The organism is Caballeronia sp. LZ016, assembly GCF_031450805.1.
In the GTDB taxonomy this organism is placed as follows: domain Bacteria; phylum Pseudomonadota; class Gammaproteobacteria; order Burkholderiales; family Burkholderiaceae; genus Caballeronia.
Genome location: NZ_JARTVY010000001.1, coordinates 2,006,069 through 2,024,721, shown reverse-complemented (window position 1 = coordinate 2,024,721; position 18,653 = coordinate 2,006,069). Strand labels below are relative to the sequence as shown.

Here is an 18,653-nt window from a genome sequence, read left to right as displayed (position 1 = left end):
CGGCGGCCTCTTGCGAGCGCCGCCGTTTGCCTGAACCGATGCAGTGGGGAAATCAATAATCCGCGTCTTCTATCCAGGCCGCCTGGATCGCTTCGAGGATTTTCTCGTTCGAGTTCTGCGGGTCGTCGTCGAAACCGTCGAGTTCCGTCACCCAGCGATGCAGATCCGTGAAACGCACGTATTGGGGATCGACATCCTGATGCGCGTCGGTGAGCGCCATCGCGATCTCCTGGGTATCCGTCCACTTCATGGGCGAGCCTCCTGTCAGTGATTTTCCTTGGCGTGATTGATGGAGTACCGGGGAATCTCGACCACCAGGTCTTCCTCGGCCGGCATCATCGCCTGACATGATAACCGCGAAGTCGGCTCCAGGCCCCAGGCCTTGTCGAGCAGATCGTCTTCGGTCTCCTCCGACGGTTCCAGCGCGTTGAAGCCCTCCCGGATGATCACGTGGCAGGTCGTGCACGCGCACGACTTCTCGCACGCGTGCTCGATTTCGATGCCGTGTTCCAGCAGGTTGTCGCAGATGCTCTTGCCGACATCGGCGTCGATCACCGCGCCGTCCGGGCAGAGTTCGACATGAGGCAGCACAACGATTTGAGGCATGGTTTTCCGTGAATGCTTGAGTGGATCAGACGTCGTCGAGCTTGCGGCCGGCGAGCGCGCGGCGAATGCTCTTGTTCATGCGGCGCGCGGCGAATTCGTCGGTGGCGGCGGACAGCGCTTTGGTCGCGTCTTCGATCTGCTGCGTCGAGTCGCCCTTCGCGAGCGCCGCCAGTTCGGCCGTGAGGGTGTCGATTTCGGCGCGCTCGGCGTCGTCGAGCAATTCGCCGTCGGCGGCGAGGGCCGCGTGCGTCGCTTCGACGAGGCGCTCGGCTTCGACCTGCGCTTCACGCAGCGCGCGGGCGCGCATGTCCGTTTCCGCGGTCCTGAAGCTCTCTTCGAGCATGCGCGCGACGTCGTCATCGGCGAGACCGTAGGACGGCTTCACCACCACCGACGCCTCCACGCCCGACAACTGCTCGCGCGCGAACACGGACAGCAGGCCGTCCGCATCGACCTGATACGTGACGCGGATGCGCGCCGCTCCGGCGGCCATCGGCGGGATGCCGCGCAGCTCGAAACGCGCGAGCGAGCGGCAGTCGGATACGAGCTCCCGCTCGCCTTGCACGACATGGATCGCCATCGCCGTCTGGCCGTCCTTGAACGTCGTGAAATCCTGAGCGCGGGCGGTCGGAATCGTCGAATTGCGCGGGATGATCTTCTCGGTGAGGCCACCCATCGTTTCGACGCCGAGCGACAGCGGGATCACGTCGAGCAGGAGCCAGTCGTCGCCTTCGCCGCGCCGGTTGCCCGCGAGCAGATCCGCCTGAACAGCGGCGCCGAGCGCGACCACCTGATCGGGATCGAGATTGACGAGCGGCGGCTGGCCGAAGAACGCCTCGACCGCACGGCGGATGACCGGCATGCGCGTCGCGCCGCCGACCAGCACCACGCCCTTGATTTCGGCGGGCGTCACTTTCGCGTCGCGCAGCGCCTTTTTCGTCGGCCCGAGCGTGCGGGCGACGAGCGATTCCGTCAGCGCGGCGAACTGCGCTTCGCTCACGGTCACGTCGATTCGCGCGCCCGTCGATAGCGTCGCCTGCACACGCGCTTCACTCGCCGACGACAACGCTTCCTTGGCGGTACGCACGCGGTCGAGCAACAGGCGCACGTCTTCCGGCGCGTCCGGCTGAACGCCTGCCTGCGCGAGCACATGCCGGTACAGCGCGTGATCGAAGTCGTCGCCGCCGAGGGCGGAATCGCCGCCCGCCGCGAGCACTTCGAAGACGCCCTTCGTCAGCTTGAGAATCGACAGGTCGAAGGTGCCGCCGCCGAGGTCATAGACCGCGTAAAGGCCTTCGGCGCCGTTATCGAGGCCATACGCGATCGCGGCCGCGGTCGGTTCGTTCAGCAGGCGCAGCACGTTCAGGCCCGCGAGCCTGGCCGCGTCCTTGGTCGCCTGGCGCTGCGCTTCGTCGAAATAGGCGGGCACGGTGATGACCGCGCCGACGAGGTCCTCGCCGAGCGAATCTTCCGCGCGATAGCGCAAAGTCGCGAGAATTTCCGCCGATACTTCGACCGGGCTCTTCACGCCATCGATGGTGCGAATCTGCACCATGCCGGGGGCGTCGATGAAATCGTACGGCGCGTTCTCCGCGCCCTCCACTTCGCTCTTGCCGCGGCCCATGAAGCGCTTGACGGAGACGATCGTGTTGCGCGGATCGGTGGCGGCTTCTTCCTTCGCGATCCGGCCGATGCGCCGGCCGCCCTTCTCCAGATAGCGCACGACCGACGGCAGCAGCACGTGGCCGTCCTCGTCGGGCAGCGCTTCGGGCACGCTGTTGCGCACGGCGGCCACGAGTGAATTCGTGGTGCCGAGATCGATGCCGACCGCGACGCGCCGCTGGTGCGGCGCGGGCGCCATGCCGGGTTCTGAGATTTGCAGTAAAGCCATCGTTGGTCTTGTGGGGTTGTATCCGGCGCGTGCTGGTCAGTGTTCGAGCCGCTCGATCTGCGCGCCGATTTCATGCGCCACGCGCTCGATGAACATCAACTGACGCACCGCTTCGCTCGCCGCCTGATCGGCCTTGCCGTCGATCAACGCTTCGAGCTTCGTGAAGCGCACGCGCTCTTCGTCGCGCAACTCGTCGAGCAGCGCCTCGAGTGCGCCGACGTTCTTCGCGGCGGCGGCATCCTCGATATTTTCGCGCCATTCCATCTGCTGCATCAGAAAGGCGGGTTCCATCGCCGTGTTGTTTTCCGCGCCGACATCGACGCCGCGCAGCGACAGCATGTAGCGCGCGCGCTTGAGCGGATCGCGCAGTGTCTGATACGCCTCGTTGGCGCGCGTCGCCCATTGCATCGCGAGGCGTCGCTGGGCGTCGCCGGCGGCGGCGAAGCGGTCGGGATGAACTTGCGCCTGCACGGTGCGATAGGCGTCGTCGAGCTTCTGGCGATCGACGGCGAACGTCTGCGGCAGGTCGAAGAGATCGAAATGACTGTCGGTGAGCGTGGCCATGACGTAGTGTGTGTTCAAGAAACGCGAATGAAAAAGGCGGCCCGCGCCGCCTCTTTTGCCGAAACCGCCGGCGTTACTCGCGTCATACGCGGAACGATTCGCCGCAGCCGCACTCGTCCTTCGCGTTCGGATTATTGAAGCGAAAACCCTCATTCAGCCCTTCGCGCGCGAAGTCGAGTTCCGTGCCGTCGAGATACGCGAGGCTTTTCGGATCGATCACGACCTTCACGCCGGCCGATTCGAACACCATGTCTTCCGGTGCGAGTTCATCGACATACTCAAGCTTGTAAGCCAGACCCGAGCAGCCCGTCGTGCGTACGCCCAGGCGCAGGCCGACGCCCTTGCCGCGCCGCGTCAGATACTTCTGCACGTGTTGTGCCGCCTTCTCCGTCAACGTGATTGCCATAGTCTTCGCGTCTCTCGCGCTCAAATCCCGCTTCTCGCAGCGTGGCCGCCGTTCATGCGGCGCCGCTGCGGCCTTGCCCTGCTTCAAAATCCGTCCCGTGCGCGTGCTTACGCTGCCTGTTGCTTCGCTTGCGCTTCCTGCGCTTGCGGAGCGGCCGCGCCGTGACGCTGCTTGTAGTCGGCGACCGCTGCCTTGATCGCGTCTTCCGCGAGGATCGAGCAGTGGATCTTCACCGGCGGCAGCGCCAGTTCCTCGGCGATCTGCGTGTTCTTGATCGACATCGCCTCGTCCAGCGTCTTGCCCTTCACCCATTCGGTGACGAGCGAGCTCGACGCGATCGCCGAACCGCAGCCGTACGTCTTGAACTTCGCGTCTTCGATCACGCCGTCCGCGCCGACACGGATCTGCAGCTTCATCACATCGCCGCAAGCGGGCGCGCCGACCATGCCGGTGCCGACCGTGTCGTCGTCTTTCGAGAACGAGCCGACGTTACGCGGGTTTTCGTAGTGGTCCAGAACCTTGTCGCTATAAGCCATGATTCAAACTCTCCTTTATTCGATGACGCGCGTCGCTCAGTGCGCCGCCCACTGGATGGTCGAAATGTCGATGCCGTCCTTGTGCATTTCCCAGAGCGGCGACAGATCGCGCAGTTTCGCGATCTTGTTCTTGAGCAGGTTGATGACGTAATCGACGTCCTGCTCGGTCGTGAAGCGGCCGACCGTGAAGCGGATCGAGCTGTGCGCGAGTTCGTCGTTGCGGCCGAGCGCACGCAGCACATACGACGGCTCCAGCGAGGCCGACGTGCACGCCGATCCCGACGACACCGCGACATCCTTCACCGCCATGATCAGCGATTCGCCTTCGACGAAGTTGAAGCTGATATTGAGGTTGTGCGGCACACGGCGCTCCATGTCGCCGTTGACGTACACCTCTTCGATATCCTGCAGGCCCTTCAGCAGCCGGTCGCGCAGCATGCGGATGCGCTCGTTTTCGGTCGCCATTTCCTCGCGCGCGATGCGGAACGCCTCGCCCATGCCGACGATCTGATGCGTCGCGAGCGTACCCGAACGCATGCCGCGCTCGTGGCCGCCGCCGTGCATCTGCGCTTCGATGCGCACGCGCGGCTTGCGGCGCACGTACAGCGCGCCGATGCCCTTCGGGCCATACGTCTTGTGCGCCGAGAACGACATCAGATCGACCTTCAGCTTTTGCAGGTCGATTTCGATCTTGCCGGTGGCCTGCGCGGCATCGACGTGAAAAATGATGCCCTTCGCACGCGTGATCTCACCGATCGCCTCGATGTCCTGAATCACGCCGATCTCATTGTTCACGCTCATCACCGAGACCAGGATCGTGTCCGGCCGAATGGCCGCCTTCAGCTTTTCCAGGTCGATGAGACCGTCGTCCTTCACATCCAGATACGTGACTTCGTAGCCTTCGCGCTCCAGCTCACGCGTGGTGTCGAGCACGGCCTTGTGCTCCGTCTTCACGGTGATGATGTGCTTGCCCTTGCTCTTGTAGAAGTGCGCCGCGCCCTTGATGGCGAGGTTGTCCGATTCCGTCGCACCCGAAGTCCAGATGATTTCGCGCGGGTCGGCGTTGACGAGCGCCGCGACGTTCTCGCGCGCTTCCTCGACCGCACGCTCCGCGTCCCAGCCGTACTGGTGGCTGCGCGAGGCCGGATTGCCGAACTGCTCGCGAAGATACGGAATCATCTTGTCCACCACGCGCGGATCGATCGGCGTCGTCGCGCTGTAGTCCATGTAAATGGGCAGGTGGGGAATATCGTTATTCATCAGTCGCTCCGGGATAATCGGTCTAATCGTCTGCCAGGCCGCTGCCTGCCGCGCCGCCGTTGCCGGCTTCGCGCGGCGGCGCAGATCATCCGGCCAGATTGAAAATGGAATTCGGGCCCTTGGGCACGACACGCGCGGCCTCGACGCCGGCCGGCTCGGCGCGCCGGTCGCGCAACACCGCCGCGGAACCTTCGCGGGCGCGCTGCTGGTCGACCAGGTCTTTCAGCGAGACGGAATCGAGGTACTCGACCATCTTCTGATTGAGCGTCGCCCACAGCTCGTGCGTCATGCAGTGGCCGTCGTGCTGCTTCGTGCCTTCGCACGCGCCCTTGCCGCCGCACTGCGTGGCGTCGATCGGCTCGTCGACCGCGATGATGATGTCGGCCACGGTGACGTTTTCCGCGCGGCGCGCGAGGTTGTACCCGCCACCCGGACCGCGTACCGATTCGACGATCTCATGGCGCCGCAGCTTGCCGAACAGTTGTTCGAGGTAGGAAAGCGAGATGCGCTGGCGCTGACTGATGCCTGCCAGCGTCACCGGGCCCTGCTCCTGGCGCAACGCCAGGTCGATCATCGCCGTGACGGCGAAACGGCCTTTCGTGGTGAGTCTCATAATTGGGGGCTAACGCTAATACTCGATGATTTTCGTCAAGTATAAATAGCCCACAGTTTTAGTCAAGTATCTGGGGCGAAATATGTAGCGGTTTAAGGGGATTTTTCGCCCGCTGCTTTCTGCCGCGTCGGCTCGCGCCCGTTCACGCCATCAGCTGCGCGCGCAACGTCTTGAGCAAGCCCGCGCACGCGTCTTCGCACTGATCGAGCACGCGCTCGAAGCCTTCCTCGCCGCCGAAGTACGGATCGACCACGACGCGGCTGTCATCGAGCGTGGCGAATTCCATCAGCAGACGAATCTTGTCCCGGTGCTCCGGCGGACAGACCGAGGCGAGCGCCGACGCGTTCGCGTCGTCCATGACGATGAAGAGGTCGAAGCGCGCGAAATCGTCCGCCGCGACCTGACGGCCTCGCAGGCTGGACAAGTCGTAGCCGCGTTTCTTCGCCGCGCGCTGGGCGCGCTCATCCGGAGGCTGGCCGATGTGCCAGTCCCCCGTGCCCGCCGAATCGATGATGATCCGGTCCGCGAGCCTGGCCTGCGCGACCAGTTCGCGCATGACCGCTTCCGCGCTGGGAGACCGGCAGATGTTGCCGAGACAGACGAAGCAGACAGCGATCGAATTCATCGGGACGAGAACGTGAAGAACGATGGGGGCGGCGCGGTCGGATTATACAAAGTGGTGACAAAACGCGCCGGGACGGCCGGTTCGGCGAATCAGCGTTCCTCGCGGTGGATGTCGTGGGTGACGAACCGCGCTTCGCCGTTCGGCATTTCGAGCCAGTCCCGACGAGCGAGCGTGCGGCGGATATCCGTGAGCCCGCTTTCCCAGTGTTCGCGCATGGTCGACAGGCCGAACTGGTAGTCCTTGTAATGTCCCTCGTACTCTTTCTGGCGGTAGATCAGATGGATGATGTTATAGCGCTTGGAGCACGCGAGTTCCGCGGCTCGGCGGCACCATTCGTCGTTCTTGCGGACCTCTTCGGGAACGAGATCGAGCACGTGCTGCAGCACGTTGCGGTACCGCTGTGCGCGCTGCATCTGATCGGTCACGAGTCGCGTGCGGCTCGAATACTGCACGTCTTTCACGCGGCCCATCACATCGACGATGCTGTCCGGCACCGGTCCCCGCGCGCTCCACAGGTCGACCTGAAAGCCGAGCGTATCGCGGCGCGGCGTAGCCTGCGCGATCTCGTACAAGGGTGTGTTCGACATGAGGCCGCCGTCCCAGTAGAACTGGCCGTCGATTTCGACCGCCGCGAAGCCGGGCGGCAGCGCACCCGAAGCCATGAAGTGCTCGACGCGCAGCTTCATCTGCGTGTTGTCGAAATAGGCGAAGTTGCCCGTGCCGACGTTGACCGCGCCAACCGACACGCGTGTCTCGCCCGAGTTGATTCGATCGAAGTCGCAGAGGCGCTCGAGCGTGGCTTTTAGCGGCGTCGTGTCGTAGTAGCTGGCGGTTTGCGGCGAACCGGCGGCCAGCGGAGACGGCGGCGGGAAGCGCGGCACGAAGAAGTCTTTCTGCCCTTCCACGAGCGCCCCGACCGCCTGGAGGGCGGTGAATGCCTTTCGGATTTCGTCGGGCGACTCGAACAACGCGCGCTCCGCGAACGCGGGCAACGGAAAGCCGAAGGCCGGCTGACAGATCGTTTCCCAGAACTCCAGCAGACGCGTCGCGCGATTCTCCGGCGCATTGCCCGCGATGATCGCCGTATTCAGCGCGCCGATCGAAATGCCGGCGATCCAGTTCGGATGGATATCCGCCTCGTGCAGCCCCTGATAGACGCCGGCCTGATACGCGCCGAGTGCGCCGCCGCCCTGCAGCATGAGCGCGATCGTCTCGTACGGGGGCAACGCGATGCGCTTGTCAGGGGCCGGCTTGCTGTGCGCAGCGGGCGCGGTTTGGTTCTCGGTGAGCGGTTCCATGTCTGCCACGACGCGCCCCCTTATTGCATGTGCCAGCCGTGACTGACGACAAACGACTGCCCCGTCAGCGCCGCCGTTTCGAACGCGGACAGGAAGAGCACCGTCTGCGCGACGTCGTCGACCGTGGTGAACACGCCGTCTACCGTGCCGCCCAGCATTACGCGGCGAATGACTTCTTCCTCGCTGATGCCCAGCTCCTTCGCCTGCTCGGGAATCTGCTTGTCGACGAGCGGCGTGCGCACGAACCAGGGACAGACAACATGCGAGCGGACGTTATGCTTCGCGCCCTCCTTCGCCAGCACGCGTGAGAGCCCCAGCAGACCGTGCTTGGCCGTGACGTAAGCCGACTTGAGCGGTGACGCCTCCTGCGAATGCACCGATCCCATGTAGATGACTACGCCGCCGCGGTCGTCCTTGTACATGTGTCGCAGCGCGGCGCGGGTGGTCAGAAACGCCCCGTCGACGTGGATCGCCATCATTTTCTTCCAGTCGGCGTAGGCGTAGCTCTCGATCGGATTGACGATCTGAATCCCCGCGTTCGATACGAGAATGTCCACCGAGCCCAGCTCCGCCGCGACGCGGTCGATGCCGCTATCGACGGCTTGTTCGTCGGTGACGTCCATCGCAATGCCGACCGCCTTGCCGCCTTTCCCGCGAATCTCGGCGGCGACGGCATCCGCGCCGGCCTGATTCAGATCGGCGATCGCGACCGCCGCGCCTGCCTCGGCGAGCGTAAAAGCGATCGCGCGGCCGATGCCGCTCGCCGCGCCCGTTACTACCGCCGTCTTGCCGTCGAGCTTACCGTTCTGTGACATGCGAATCTCCTTGTCGGATGACTGAATGACAACACGCGATGCAGCGGCCCATCAAGCTGTCCGTTCGGCATAGGACCAATTGAGCGATGCATGCGACACCGCCTATGCCGTTCGGCTGACTACTACGCGCGGCCGGGACCGGCTATTGTGCATGAACGCCGTGGTGCGCCGCACCAGCGTATCAACCCGTAAGCCGGTCGCACATGCTCCGCTACAATCGGCTGTTTAGCTCTCATTTCAGGCGCCATTCGCCATGCTCAGTTACCGCCACGCCTTTCATGCCGGCAATCACGCCGACGTGCTGAAGCACGCGATCGTCATTCAAATGCTTCGTTATCTGGGCCTCAAGGACAAGTCGTACTGGTACATCGACACTCATTCGGGCGCGGGCGTGTACGCGCTCACCGAAGGCTTCGCGGCCAAGAACGCCGAGTACGAAACCGGCATCGCGCGGCTGTGGGACCGCACGGATCTGCCCGCACTGCTTTCGGATTACGTCGACGAAGTACGGGCGTTGAATCCGGACGGCGGCTTGCGCTTTTATCCCGGCTCGCCGTACCTGGCGTGGCGCGCGATGCGCGAGCAGGACCGCATGCGGCTCTTCGAACTGCACAGCACGGAGATCGACGTGCTGCGCCACAATTTTCGCGATGCCGGCCGCCGCGCCATGATCTACGACGGCGACGGCTTCGACGGCATCAAGGCGCTTCTTCCGCCGCCCCCGCGCCGTGCGCTGGTGTTGATTGATCCGTCGTATGAGGACAAGCGCGATTACGCGCGCACGCTGACGTGTCTCGAGGAATCGCTGAAGCGGTTCGCGACGGGCACCTACGCGGTGTGGTACCCGCAGGTCGCGCGTTTGGAGTCGCAGCGCTTCGCGGAACAGTTGAAGGCCATTCAGCCGAACGGATGGCTGCACGCCTCGCTGACGATCAAGGCGCCGCCGGCGGACGGTTTCGGTCTCTTCGGCAGCGGCATGTTCATCCTGAATCCGCCGTACAAGCTGGCGAGCGAACTCAAGGGCGCGCTGCCCTACCTGGTCGATGTGCTGGGGCAGGACGCGAACGCATCGTTCAAGCTGGAGCACCGCGCGGACTGAGCCGGCGGCGTTCAGGGATACGGCGCACGCTGCCTGCGATAGTGGCCCTGGCTCGTACCCGGCGACACTGCGCTCTCGCCGCCATACTGAACATACGGCGAAACGACGATCGGCTGCTGCTCTTGTTGCTGCAAGCCTGGCAACGTCGCCATCGGCACCATGCCGGGCGCTCCGAGCGGCGCGCTTTGCAGAACCGTTCCGCTCACGCCGCTGTGGATGCCGGTCTGCGTGTCGAGCACGAGCGGTTCACCGCCAGGCTTGGCCCAGGCCACCTGACAACATGGCACGCACACGGCGACGAGCATACAGATACGCAACTTCATCTTCTTGCGGATAGCGCCTGGCATCGCTGGCTCGATTGAATAGACGAAACGCTTTACCTTACCCCGGTGGCAAGCTTTACGCTAGGCGCTTCGACTCGGACAACAGCTCTAAGGAGAATCGATGAAACCTACAAGCGCGCTACTCGCCGTCTGCATCGCCTTCTGCAGCGCGACCGCTATCGCACAAACGACGGCGCCCGCGCACGGCGACATGCCTGGCATGAACGCGAGCCAGCCTGCGGCGAGCGACACGGATTTCCCTTCCACGGCTGCCTTTCAGGCCGCGGACCAGTCGATGATGTCGGCCATGTCGGACATTCAGTACACCGGCGACGCGGACCGCGATTTCGTCGCGCACATGATCCCGCATCATCGGGGCGCGGTCGAGATGGCGAAGATCGAGCTGAAGTACGGGAAAGACGCGAAGCTGCGCAAGCTGGCTAAGGAAATCATTGTGGCGCAGGACAAGGAAATCGCGTTCATGAATCAGTGGCTGGCCGCGCATCCGGAGAAAAAGTAAGGTTCGCGCGCACCGCGCACCCCGCCAGAAACGACAAAGCCCCGCAATGCGGGGCTTTCATTCGACTTCTTGCGCTGTTCGCGCGGGGCTCGTTGCCTTAGAAGTTGTAGCCGTTGTTCTCGAGCGAGCGGATGCGCTTCTCGAGTTGAACCACGTCCGACGATTGCGCGAGGTATTCTTCGCGGCGGCGTTGTTCGGCGGCTTCAAACCAGATGCTGAGTTTTTCGAGCAGGATTGCAAACATGATGTTCTCCAAGGATTCTGTATGGTCCCTGGCGTTCGGGTCAGGGATAACCCGCATTAGGGATAACCCGGATTATAGCGGTGCCCTCAGGAATCCGGTAGTGAAATGCATGCATAAGGTGCATTCTGTTTCGGAATGGTGCGTGCCGAAACCATGTCCAGAGCGTTGATTTATCGAGAAACGGCAACTTCGGAGCACCATAACGGTGCATTTACTGCGCGAGTTTGTCCAAGATCGGGCACTCGGGCCGGCCATCGCCGTGGCAATGCTTCGCCAGGTGCGTCAGCGTGTCGCGCATGTCGGTCAGTTCCGCGATGCGCCGATCCAGTTCTGCAACATGCTCCAGCGCAATGGCCTTCACTTCCGCGCTCGCGCGCGAGCGGTCTTGCCACACCGCCAGCAGTTTCCGAATGTCTTCCACGAGAAAGCCGAGCCTGCGCGCCTGGCGCACGAAGCGCAGCGCATGCACCTCCTGCGGCCCGTACACGCGATACCCCGCCGACGTACGCCCGACCGGATTAAGCAGTCCGACACTCTCGTAATAGCGAATCATCTTGGCCGTCACGCCCGATGCGCGCGCAGCCTCGCCGATGTTCATGGTCCGCTCCTTCGTTATTTATTGGCCCGACTCTACACCTTCCCATTATGGCAAGGTATACGATGTCGATATTGAGGCTCATTCGAAGAGGAAACCGACATGACGGAATTCAGGGTTCAAGGTATGAGTTGCCAGCATTGCGTCGCTGCGGTCACGCGCTCGATTCAGGAGATCGATCCGAAAGCGCAGGTGCGCGTCGACCTCGACAACGGCAAGGTCGCGATCGATTCCACGCAGCCGGAACAGGCGCTGAAGGATGCCATCGACGACGCCGGCTACACGGTCGTCGGCGTCGCATCGGCATGAGGGGCGGCGAGCGCTTCACGGTCGCGCTGATCGGGGCGTCGGGACTGCTCGGACGCGCGGTCGCGGCGGAACTGGCGCAACACGCGAAGGACTGGCGTGTCGTGCGTACGGCATATCGCCGGCCCGCGGCCGGAAGCGTGCCGCTCGACATTCGCGATCACGAGGCCGTGCGCGCCTTCCTTCGGCGTGAGAAGCCGCAGGCGGTCGTCGTTGCGGCGGCAGAGCGCCGGCCGGACGTGTGCGAGAACGACCCCGCGCTCGCTCGCGCATTGAACGTCGAGGCGCTCGGCGCGATCGCTGCCGAAGCGCGCGCGCTCGGCGCCTGGGTTCTGTCGATTTCAACCGATTACGTGTTCGACGGCACGTCCCCGCCGTATTCGCCCGATGACGCCCCCGCGCCGCTCAACGCCTACGGCCAAAGCAAGCTGGACGGCGAACGTGCGTTGCTCGGCTGCGATCCGAACGCGTGCGTGCTGCGCTTGCCGCTGCTTTACGGGCCGGTCGTCGACTGGGGCGAATCGGCGGTGACGAGCCTCACGCCGGCGATCGTCGCATCGGCTGATCCGGCGAACGCGCCCGCCACGATGGACGCCTGGGCGACGCGTTATCCGACTTACACGCCCGACGTCGCGGTGGCAATCCGCGGCATGATCGGGCACCACGCGCGGGGCGCGACGATCTCGGGCATCACCCAATGGTCCGGCGACGAGCCGATGACGAAGTTCGATATCGCGGAACGCATCGCGCGGGCGCTGAAGGTCGACGCGAAACTGATCGCGCAGCGCACACCCGCCGACGCAACCCCGCGACCGCGCGACTGCCATCTCGATTCGGCGCGGCTCGAAGCGCTCGGTATCGGCCGGCGCACGCCGTTCGATACGGCTATCGCCAGTCTGCTGGCGGGCTATCCGGCACTGCCGGCGCAGTGACGCTCAGTGAAAATCGCGACTCGCCGCAGCGAGGCGGCCGAGCATCGCGGTATGGTCTTCGAGCCGTTGCGCGACGAGATGCCGCACGTCGCCCTCGTTCTGCCAGACGCCATGCACGCCGAGCAGCGATGACCCGAGCAACACCTTGCGCTGCTTTTCGACGAGCCCCGGCCAGACGATCACGTTGATTGCGCCCGTTTCGTCTTCGATCGACACGAAGATCGTGCCGTTAGCAGTGCCCGGCCGCTGACGCACCGTCACGATGCCGCATGCGCGCACGATGCGTCCGCTTTTCAGATCCGCCAGATCGGCGGCCGTCCTGAAGCGCAGGCGCGAGAGCTTTGCGCGCAGCAACGCGAGCGGATGGCGGTTGAGCGTGAGCCCGAGACTCGCATAGTCATCGACGATTTCGCGGCCTTCCGATGCCTGCGGCAACGCGAGCGGCGCTTCGGTCATCGGGGCATCGCGCAGCAATTCCGGCGCGCGCTGCTGTGCGGTCACCGCCCACCACGCCTGACGCCGGTGCCCCGCGATGCTCGCGAGCGCATTGCCGGCCGCCAGCGCTTCGAGTTCCCGACGCGACAGCGCCGCGCGCCGCGTGAGATCGTCGACATCGACGAAAGGCGCTTCGGCGCGCGCGATCATGATCCGCTCGGCCGCGGCTTGCGGCAGACCCTTGATCAGTTGCAGGCCGATCCGCACGCCCGGCCCATTGGCGCCGTATCGCTGCGCGGCCAGCGTGATGCGCGCTTTCAGCTTGCGCGCGCCGCGCCGCATGGTCTTGCGAAACACCTGATCCGGTAGCGGCGTGCCGTAGAACTGCTGACGCCGCTGCTCCCTGCCGGGATCGAACACGACGCGCTCGCCCCTCCCAGGCGCCCTTTCCAGCACGGATTCCCAGTCGCTCAGCGAAACATCCGGCGCGAAAACCTCGACGCCGTGACGCCGCGCGTCCTGCACGAGTTGCGACGGCGAATAGAACCCGAGCGGCTGGCTGTTCAGCAAGCCGGCAAGAAACGCCGCGGGCTCGTAACGCTTGATCCACGCGCTGAAATAGACGAGCAGCGCGAAACTCGCCGAGTGGCTCTCCGGGAAACCGTATTCGCCGAAGCCCTCGATCTGCTTGCACACACGCGCCGCGAAGTCGTGCTCGTAGCCGCGCGCGAGCATCTTCTTCATCAGGTCGGCCTGATACTCCTCCAGATAACTGCCGCGTCGCCAGGCGGCCATCGCGCGGCGCAACTGATCGGCCTCTTCCGCCGAATAGCCCGCCGCGACCATCGCCAGCTTCATCACCTGCTCCTGAAAAATCGGCACGCCGAGCGTGCGGCCGAGCACCGGCCGCAGTTCTTCCTTCGGGTAGTCCGCGTCTTCCAGACCCTGCTTGCGTCGCAAATACGGATGCACCATGCCGCCCTGAATCGGGCCGGGCCGCACGATCGCTACTTCGATCACGAGGTCGTAGTACTTTTGGGGCCGCAAGCGCGGCAGCATGCTCTGCTGCGCCCGGGATTCGATTTGAAACACGCCGATGGTATCCGCGCGGCAACACATCTCATACACCGCCTTGTCTTCGCGGCGAATGTGCGTAATGCCGAAATTCGGGACACCGCGCCGCAGCGCGACGAACTCGAGTGCGCGGCGGATCGCCGACAGCATGCCGAGCGCGAGCACATCTACTTTCAGGAGCTTGAGCTGGTCGATGTCGTCCTTGTCCCACTGGATCACACAGCGGTCTTTCATCGCGGCGTTTTCGATCGGCACGAGCCGCGACAGCCTCTCGCGCGCAATCACGAAGCCGCCGACGTGCTGCGACAGGTGGCGCGGAAATCCGCGCAGTTCGCGCGTCAGGCGGATGAGATGCCGCGTGATGTGCGAGTCCTCGCTAAAACCCGCCTCTCTGAGATAGCCGGCGACCGCCGACGGTCCATCCCACCACTGCTGCGACTTGCCGATGCGTTCGATCAGCGATGCATCGAGTCCGAGCGCCTTGCCGACGTCCTTCAGCGCGCTTCTCGTGTGATACGTCGTGACCGACGCCGCCAGCGACGCGCGATGCCGCCCATACTTCCGATAAATGTACTGGATGACTTCCTCGCGCCGCTGGTGCTCGAAATCGACATCGATATCGGGCGGCTCGTTGCGCGCCCGCGAGATGAAGCGCTCGACCAGGAGACCCATCCGGACCGGATCGAGCTCGGTGATGAAGAGACAGAAGCAGATGATGGAGTTCGCCGCCGAACCGCGTCCCTGACACAGGATGCCCTGGCTGCGCGCGAATGCGACGATGTCGTAGACCGTCAGGAAATACTTCTCGTATTTCAGTTCGGCGACGAGTTCCAGTTCCTTGTCGATCTGGCCGATGGTGTCGGCGTCGAATCCGTCCGGCCAGCGCTGCTTCGCGCCCTCGATCACCTTTTTGCGCAAATAGCTGGCGGGCGTCTCGCCGGTCGGCACGAGTTCCTCGGGATATTCGTACTGAAGCTCGTCGAGCCGGAACGTGCAGCGGGCTGCGACTTTCAGCGTTTCCGCGATCGCCGCCTTCGGATACAGCGCGCCGATACGCAAGCGCGTGCGCAAATGCCGCTCCGCGTTCGCTTCGAGCGCATACCCGCATTCGCCGAGCGGCCGGCCCAGTCGAATGGCGGTCAGCGTGTCCTGCAACGGCTTGCGCGATCGCGCGTGCATCAGCGCGCCGCTTGCCGCGACGAGCGGCAGACCGCTCGCCTCTGAGATGACGCGGCATGAGGCGAGACGCTCGTCGTCGCTGCCGTCCTGCCACAACTCCAGCGCGAGCCACGCTCGCCCCGCCGCGAAACCGGCGAGCCAGTGCGCGCGGTCGAGCGTGTCGGCAAGCGTCGCTGCGCGCTGCGGCACGAGAATCAGCAGGCAGCCGGGCAAATGCTTCAGATGCGCGATGTCGCCGCGCAAGTCGGTGACGTCCGTGGCATCGGACGATGCGGCCGGATCGGTGAAATCTTCCGGCCCCAGCCGATATTGGCCTTTCGGCGAACGCGAACGCGCGAGCGAAATCAGCTCCGACAGATTGCCGTAGCCTTCGCGGTTCGTCGCGAGCGCGATGAGCGTGCAGAACGGCTGGCCATCCGCATCCGTCAGATGCAATTCGCTGCCGATAATGAGCTTCAACGTCGGCTTGTCGGGTAGCGGCTGGCCTGCGAGCCGTGCGGCCTCGATCGCGGCTTTCGCCTTTGCCTGAATGTCCTTGATCGCGCCATGCGCGCGGACGACGCCCGCAAGTGAACACTCGTCGGTGACGGCGAGCGCGGTATAGCCGTGTTCGAGCGCGGCAGCGGCCAGTTCCTGCGGATGCGACGCGCCGCGCAGAAACGAGAAGTTGCTCAGGCAGTGCAGTTCGGCATATCCGGGCAAAAGCGCCGATGCAGACACCGCGCCCGACAAGTCGCTGCCCTCGCCGCTCAGACCGATGATGTCGTTCAGATCGTCCATGGCGGCGTCATCCGAAAAATCCGTGCAGGAACCAGGCGCCGCTCAATCGCTCGCGATAAAGCCAGAACATGCGGCCGCGATCGTCAGAGGCGACGTAATAGTCGCGCTGCACGCCGTTGCCGTCCCACCATCCCGCCTCGATGCGCTCGGTGCGGCTGATCAGCTTCAGCGGACGACGATAGAACGGCCGCTCGTTGCGCAGCTTCAGTGGCTGCGGTGTCTCCAGAATCCACGACGGGCGCGGCTGCGAAGGAACAGCCCGGTCGGGAAGTTCTAACTGCTCGCCGAGTTCCATGTCCGGCTCCGCCGTTTCCTGCTCTTCGTCAGGTAGTGCTTCGGCAGGCGCTTCCTTCGGCTTTTTCCCGCGCTTCGGCCTGGCATCGCGCACGATCTGATACGGCTCGACCGTCATTGCCGCCTCCGGCCGATGATCCTCGCGCGCGACCAGTTGCACGACGTTCTCCGCGCCCAGCCGCGCGCTCAGACGTTCGAGCAGTTGCGCCATCGATTCGTTATCGGAGGTGGGCATCGGAAAAAGCGTGTCGGACGGCGGCGCGTGCTCGCTGACCTTGTCGGCAAGCAGCTTCATCTCGATGACCGGCGCGATGAGCGTCGTCTGATTCAGCTTTTCGCGCAGCAGCCAGAGGATGTGGTCGGCATCGCGCGTCGGCACGGCCCAGCCGATCTGCAACGTCGAGGTTTTCGGCGCGTTGCGCGCGGCGAGTTCGTGCTCGAGCAGCAGAGCGAATCCGCTGACGGCGGCGTGATGCGCGCTCAGCCAGCCGGCCAACTGCAGCACGAGCCGGCGCGCTGCGAACAGCAACGCCTCGGCACTATCGACGCGCGCCTGCAATTCGAGCCGCGCCTCGAACGATGCGGGCGCGCAAAACGCCTCGCGAGGATCCGGCGCCTGCCCGTACGCCTGCGCGAGCCACTGCAGAATGCCTTGACCGAACCGGCGCGCCACGCCCTTGCGCGGCAAGCGGCGCAAATCGGCGAGCGTCGAGCAGCCGATCTGTTCGAACACATTGCCATGCGATTCCGCCGACGGAACGAGCGACACCGGCAAGGCGTCGAGCACGCGCACGAGCGTCGTACCTTTCACGATTCGCACACGACGCGTCACGCGTCGCGTACGCGCGTGCGCGAGCAGCCACGCGCCCCACGGAGTCGGCGCGCAACCCAGGCGTGAAGTAAAGCCGCAGCCCCTCACCGTGGACGTCACCTTCGCCAGCAGCGCGCGCAGCCCGCCGAACAGCCGCGTGCTCCCGCTGACTTCCAGCAGCACCGTATTGGCGTGCGCGAGCACGACCTTCGGCGTAAAGGCGAGCAAGGCCAACGCGACGGCTTCGAGCGCGCGCTGCTCCTCGCTGATATCCACCGCCAGCAGCGTCAGGTGCGGCGCCAGCGCAAACGCGTGCGAGCGCGTGCTGCCGGGCCGCACGCCGAGCCGAAACGCGATGAGATCGGGCAGCAGGATGCGCGCGTGATCGGCAAGCGCGAAGCAAGGCTGGTCGATGGCGTCTGCTGGGTCGTCATTGCCCGTCGGCCTCGCTCCAGGCGAAATCGAACTCGCCGATGCGGATGGCATCGATGGCGGCCTGACTGCTTCGAGCGACAAAAGCGGCAATGTCACCGCTATCCACAACATGTTTGACCTCTCGTGCTTTCCTTTGCTGACTCGCGCGACGCAAATGCTCGGGCAACGCCGGCAACTGCAACGGCAAGCGCAACTGCAACGGCTTCTCCAGCAGCGGACCGCGCCGCTTGATGATGTCGATTTCCAGCATGACGGCCTGCATCCATTCGCGACGGTTCATCGTCTGTGCGGTGGGCGGGAGGATCGGCTTGCACACCATGCGCAACGGCGCGGCGGAAGATTGCTTTGCGGCATTGAGCGGGCGGAACAAAAACGCCAACGATTGCGACTCCTGGGCCGCCACCTGAAGTCGGCGCAACGCTTCAGGACGCGCTTTCGGCAGCCAGATCAGCACTGCGCCGATGCCCTCCTGCTTCAGCGACTGTTCCGCGGCCCACAGCACCTGCTCGTCAGTTGCTCTGACCCAAACCAGCTTGTTCGTCGCGATGTGCATCGCCCGGAAGGCGGCGAAATTAGGCATCCACGGTGGCGCGATGAGTACGACGGAACGACTCTGGATGGTCGTCAGTTCTCGAAGGCAGCGTGCAAGCAGGCGGACTTCCCCAACGCCGCTCTCTTCGATCAGCAATTCCGTCACGGTGCCGGGAAGCCAGCCTGCGCCGGGCAAAACGCGATCAAGTAACCGATAACCGCTCGAGATAACATTCGGATGCGACGAGCTGAACTGCTCGCCTTGCCACAGTTGCTGTTGCAAGCGCGCAGTCAGCTGGAAATCGAGCAATGAAAGTGCGGCACCCATATGTTCCCGCTCGATAAATTGGACGGGCCGCTCATGCCTGATACGTGGCGACCTCTAGCTGTACTGTATATTTATACAGTATTTCGAGGGGAATGGTAACCGCTAGGGGTAGTAGGAGTGGGGCTTAGGAGTGCGAGGAAAGGCGGGTTACTG

The 18,653-nt window shown here is 64.3% G+C and carries 21 protein-coding genes; 4 read left to right on the top strand and 17 right to left on the bottom strand.

Features of this window, described 5'->3' with window-relative positions; genetic code table 11:
• Positions 1 to 52: 52 nt before the first annotated feature.
• From iscX to P9220_RS09590, 11 genes are all read right to left on the bottom strand, one after another.
• On the bottom strand, positions 53 to 250 hold the full coding sequence (iscX, locus tag P9220_RS09640) for a Fe-S cluster assembly protein IscX (protein WP_309764645.1): 198 nt from the start codon (positions 248 to 250) through the stop codon (positions 53 to 55).
• A 14-nt stretch (positions 251 to 264) separates the two neighbouring features.
• Positions 265 to 606 carry an ISC system 2Fe-2S type ferredoxin gene (gene fdx, locus P9220_RS09635; protein ID WP_309764644.1) on the bottom strand — a complete coding sequence of 114 codons (342 nt, stop codon included), beginning with the start codon at positions 604 to 606 and terminating at the stop codon, positions 265 to 267.
• A gap of 25 nt (positions 607 to 631) precedes the next feature.
• Positions 632 to 2,497 (bottom strand): Fe-S protein assembly chaperone HscA, encoded by a 1,866-nt coding sequence (gene hscA, locus P9220_RS09630; protein WP_309764643.1) that lies wholly within the window; start codon positions 2,495 to 2,497, stop codon positions 632 to 634.
• 36 nt (positions 2,498 to 2,533) lie between these two features.
• Positions 2,534 to 3,061 carry a Fe-S protein assembly co-chaperone HscB gene (gene hscB, locus P9220_RS09625; protein WP_309765439.1) on the bottom strand — a complete coding sequence of 176 codons (528 nt, stop codon included), beginning with the start codon at positions 3,059 to 3,061 and terminating at the stop codon, positions 2,534 to 2,536.
• 82 nt (positions 3,062 to 3,143) lie between these two features.
• The gene (gene iscA / locus P9220_RS09620) at positions 3,144 to 3,467 is read right to left on the bottom strand and encodes an iron-sulfur cluster assembly protein IscA (RefSeq protein ID WP_040050933.1); all 324 of its coding nucleotides are present in this window, start codon (positions 3,465 to 3,467) and stop codon (positions 3,144 to 3,146) included.
• A gap of 107 nt (positions 3,468 to 3,574) precedes the next feature.
• Positions 3,575 to 4,003, bottom strand: a complete 429-nt coding sequence (iscU, locus tag P9220_RS09615; protein WP_309764642.1) for a Fe-S cluster assembly scaffold IscU — start codon at positions 4,001 to 4,003, stop codon at positions 3,575 to 3,577.
• A gap of 36 nt (positions 4,004 to 4,039) precedes the next feature.
• A complete protein-coding gene (locus tag P9220_RS09610; RefSeq protein ID WP_309764641.1) occupies positions 4,040 to 5,263 on the bottom strand; it encodes an IscS subfamily cysteine desulfurase in 1,224 nt (407 codons plus the stop codon).
• Positions 5,264 to 5,348: 85 nt separating this feature from the next.
• The gene (gene iscR / locus P9220_RS09605) at positions 5,349 to 5,876 is read right to left on the bottom strand and encodes a Fe-S cluster assembly transcriptional regulator IscR (RefSeq protein WP_309764640.1); all 528 of its coding nucleotides are present in this window, start codon (positions 5,874 to 5,876) and stop codon (positions 5,349 to 5,351) included.
• A gap of 142 nt (positions 5,877 to 6,018) precedes the next feature.
• Entirely contained in the window at positions 6,019 to 6,501 is a 483-nt protein-coding gene (locus P9220_RS09600; protein ID WP_309764639.1) for a low molecular weight protein-tyrosine-phosphatase, read from the bottom strand.
• A gap of 89 nt (positions 6,502 to 6,590) precedes the next feature.
• The gene (locus P9220_RS09595) at positions 6,591 to 7,799 is read right to left on the bottom strand and encodes a patatin-like phospholipase family protein (RefSeq protein WP_309764638.1); all 1,209 of its coding nucleotides are present in this window, start codon (positions 7,797 to 7,799) and stop codon (positions 6,591 to 6,593) included.
• 20 nt (positions 7,800 to 7,819) lie between these two features.
• Positions 7,820 to 8,614 (bottom strand): 3-hydroxybutyrate dehydrogenase, encoded by a 795-nt coding sequence (locus tag P9220_RS09590; protein WP_309764637.1) that lies wholly within the window; start codon positions 8,612 to 8,614, stop codon positions 7,820 to 7,822.
• Positions 8,615 to 8,867: 253 nt separating this feature from the next.
• On the opposite strand from P9220_RS09590, the gene P9220_RS09585 reads away from it, so the two are divergent.
• A complete protein-coding gene (locus P9220_RS09585) occupies positions 8,868 to 9,713 on the top strand; it encodes a 23S rRNA (adenine(2030)-N(6))-methyltransferase RlmJ (RefSeq protein WP_309764636.1) in 846 nt (281 codons plus the stop codon).
• 11 nt (positions 9,714 to 9,724) lie between these two features.
• Here P9220_RS09585 and P9220_RS09580 read toward each other — a convergent pair whose 3' ends face one another.
• On the bottom strand, positions 9,725 to 10,060 hold the full coding sequence (locus P9220_RS09580; RefSeq protein WP_309764635.1) for a hypothetical protein: 336 nt from the start codon (positions 10,058 to 10,060) through the stop codon (positions 9,725 to 9,727).
• A gap of 97 nt (positions 10,061 to 10,157) precedes the next feature.
• Here P9220_RS09580 and P9220_RS09575 point away from each other — a divergent pair, with 97 nt between their 5' ends.
• Positions 10,158 to 10,556, top strand: coding sequence for a DUF305 domain-containing protein (locus tag P9220_RS09575; RefSeq protein WP_309764634.1), 399 nt, complete (start codon positions 10,158 to 10,160; stop codon positions 10,554 to 10,556).
• A gap of 97 nt (positions 10,557 to 10,653) precedes the next feature.
• On the opposite strand, the gene P9220_RS09570 is transcribed toward P9220_RS09575, so the two are convergent.
• Both P9220_RS09570 and cueR read right to left on the bottom strand, forming a co-directional pair.
• Positions 10,654 to 10,800: a DUF3563 family protein gene (locus P9220_RS09570; RefSeq protein ID WP_152562693.1), complete on the bottom strand. Its 147-nt coding sequence runs from the start codon at positions 10,798 to 10,800 to the stop codon at positions 10,654 to 10,656.
• A 211-nt stretch (positions 10,801 to 11,011) separates the two neighbouring features.
• The gene (gene cueR, locus P9220_RS09565; protein WP_309764633.1) at positions 11,012 to 11,398 is read right to left on the bottom strand and encodes a Cu(I)-responsive transcriptional regulator; all 387 of its coding nucleotides are present in this window, start codon (positions 11,396 to 11,398) and stop codon (positions 11,012 to 11,014) included.
• A gap of 99 nt (positions 11,399 to 11,497) precedes the next feature.
• Here cueR and P9220_RS09560 point away from each other — a divergent pair, with 99 nt between their 5' ends.
• Together P9220_RS09560 and P9220_RS09555 are read left to right on the top strand one after the other, a co-directional pair.
• Positions 11,498 to 11,704, top strand: a complete 207-nt coding sequence (locus P9220_RS09560; RefSeq protein WP_309764632.1) for a heavy-metal-associated domain-containing protein — start codon at positions 11,498 to 11,500, stop codon at positions 11,702 to 11,704.
• Positions 11,701 to 12,633 carry an SDR family oxidoreductase gene (locus P9220_RS09555; RefSeq protein WP_309764631.1) on the top strand — a complete coding sequence of 311 codons (933 nt, stop codon included), beginning with the start codon at positions 11,701 to 11,703 and terminating at the stop codon, positions 12,631 to 12,633. Before P9220_RS09560 ends, P9220_RS09555 begins: the two co-directional genes overlap by 4 nt.
• Positions 12,634 to 12,636: 3 nt before the next feature.
• On the opposite strand, the gene P9220_RS09550 is transcribed toward P9220_RS09555, so the two are convergent.
• From P9220_RS09550 to imuA, 3 genes are read right to left on the bottom strand one after another with little or no spacing between them, the layout of a single operon-like run.
• A complete protein-coding gene (locus P9220_RS09550; protein ID WP_309764630.1) occupies positions 12,637 to 16,101 on the bottom strand; it encodes an error-prone DNA polymerase in 3,465 nt (1,154 codons plus the stop codon).
• A gap of 7 nt (positions 16,102 to 16,108) precedes the next feature.
• Positions 16,109 to 17,692 carry a DNA polymerase Y family protein gene (locus P9220_RS09545; RefSeq protein ID WP_309764629.1) on the bottom strand — a complete coding sequence of 528 codons (1,584 nt, stop codon included), beginning with the start codon at positions 17,690 to 17,692 and terminating at the stop codon, positions 16,109 to 16,111.
• Entirely contained in the window at positions 17,637 to 18,500 is an 864-nt protein-coding gene (gene imuA, locus P9220_RS09540) for a translesion DNA synthesis-associated protein ImuA (protein WP_309764628.1), read from the bottom strand. Before imuA ends, P9220_RS09545 begins: the two co-directional genes overlap by 56 nt.
• Between the last annotated feature and the right edge of the window lie 153 nt (positions 18,501 to 18,653).

Coding starts and splice junctions, on each gene's coding strand:
- hscB (WP_309765439.1), bottom strand. CDS start 3,061: ATGGCCACGCTCACCGACAGTCATTTCGATCTCTTCGACCTGCCGCAG.
- cueR (WP_309764633.1), bottom strand. CDS start 11,398: ATGAACATCGGCGAGGCTGCGCGCGCATCGGGCGTGACGGCCAAGATG.
- iscU (WP_309764642.1), bottom strand. CDS start 4,003: ATGGCTTATAGCGACAAGGTTCTGGACCACTACGAAAACCCGCGTAAC.
- fdx (WP_309764644.1), bottom strand. CDS start 606: ATGCCTCAAATCGTTGTGCTGCCTCATGTCGAACTCTGCCCGGACGGC.
- P9220_RS09580 (WP_309764635.1), bottom strand. CDS start 10,060: ATGCCAGGCGCTATCCGCAAGAAGATGAAGTTGCGTATCTGTATGCTC.
- iscR (WP_309764640.1), bottom strand. CDS start 5,876: ATGAGACTCACCACGAAAGGCCGTTTCGCCGTCACGGCGATGATCGAC.
- P9220_RS09545 (WP_309764629.1), bottom strand. CDS start 17,692: ATGCCATCCGCATCGGCGAGTTCGATTTCGCCTGGAGCGAGGCCGACG.
- P9220_RS09570 (WP_152562693.1), bottom strand. CDS start 10,800: ATGTTTGCAATCCTGCTCGAAAAACTCAGCATCTGGTTTGAAGCCGCC.
- P9220_RS09585 (WP_309764636.1), top strand. CDS start 8,868: ATGCTCAGTTACCGCCACGCCTTTCATGCCGGCAATCACGCCGACGTG.
- iscX (WP_309764645.1), bottom strand. CDS start 250: ATGAAGTGGACGGATACCCAGGAGATCGCGATGGCGCTCACCGACGCG.
- P9220_RS09550 (WP_309764630.1), bottom strand. CDS start 16,101: ATGGACGATCTGAACGACATCATCGGTCTGAGCGGCGAGGGCAGCGAC.
- P9220_RS09555 (WP_309764631.1), top strand. CDS start 11,701: ATGAGGGGCGGCGAGCGCTTCACGGTCGCGCTGATCGGGGCGTCGGGA.
- imuA (WP_309764628.1), bottom strand. CDS start 18,500: ATGGGTGCCGCACTTTCATTGCTCGATTTCCAGCTGACTGCGCGCTTG.
- P9220_RS09595 (WP_309764638.1), bottom strand. CDS start 7,799: ATGGAACCGCTCACCGAGAACCAAACCGCGCCCGCTGCGCACAGCAAG.
- P9220_RS09575 (WP_309764634.1), top strand. CDS start 10,158: ATGAAACCTACAAGCGCGCTACTCGCCGTCTGCATCGCCTTCTGCAGC.
- P9220_RS09600 (WP_309764639.1), bottom strand. CDS start 6,501: ATGAATTCGATCGCTGTCTGCTTCGTCTGTCTCGGCAACATCTGCCGG.
- P9220_RS09610 (WP_309764641.1), bottom strand. CDS start 5,263: ATGAATAACGATATTCCCCACCTGCCCATTTACATGGACTACAGCGCG.
- hscA (WP_309764643.1), bottom strand. CDS start 2,497: ATGGCTTTACTGCAAATCTCAGAACCCGGCATGGCGCCCGCGCCGCAC.
- P9220_RS09590 (WP_309764637.1), bottom strand. CDS start 8,614: ATGTCACAGAACGGTAAGCTCGACGGCAAGACGGCGGTAGTAACGGGC.
- iscA (WP_040050933.1), bottom strand. CDS start 3,467: ATGGCAATCACGTTGACGGAGAAGGCGGCACAACACGTGCAGAAGTAT.
- P9220_RS09560 (WP_309764632.1), top strand. CDS start 11,498: ATGACGGAATTCAGGGTTCAAGGTATGAGTTGCCAGCATTGCGTCGCT.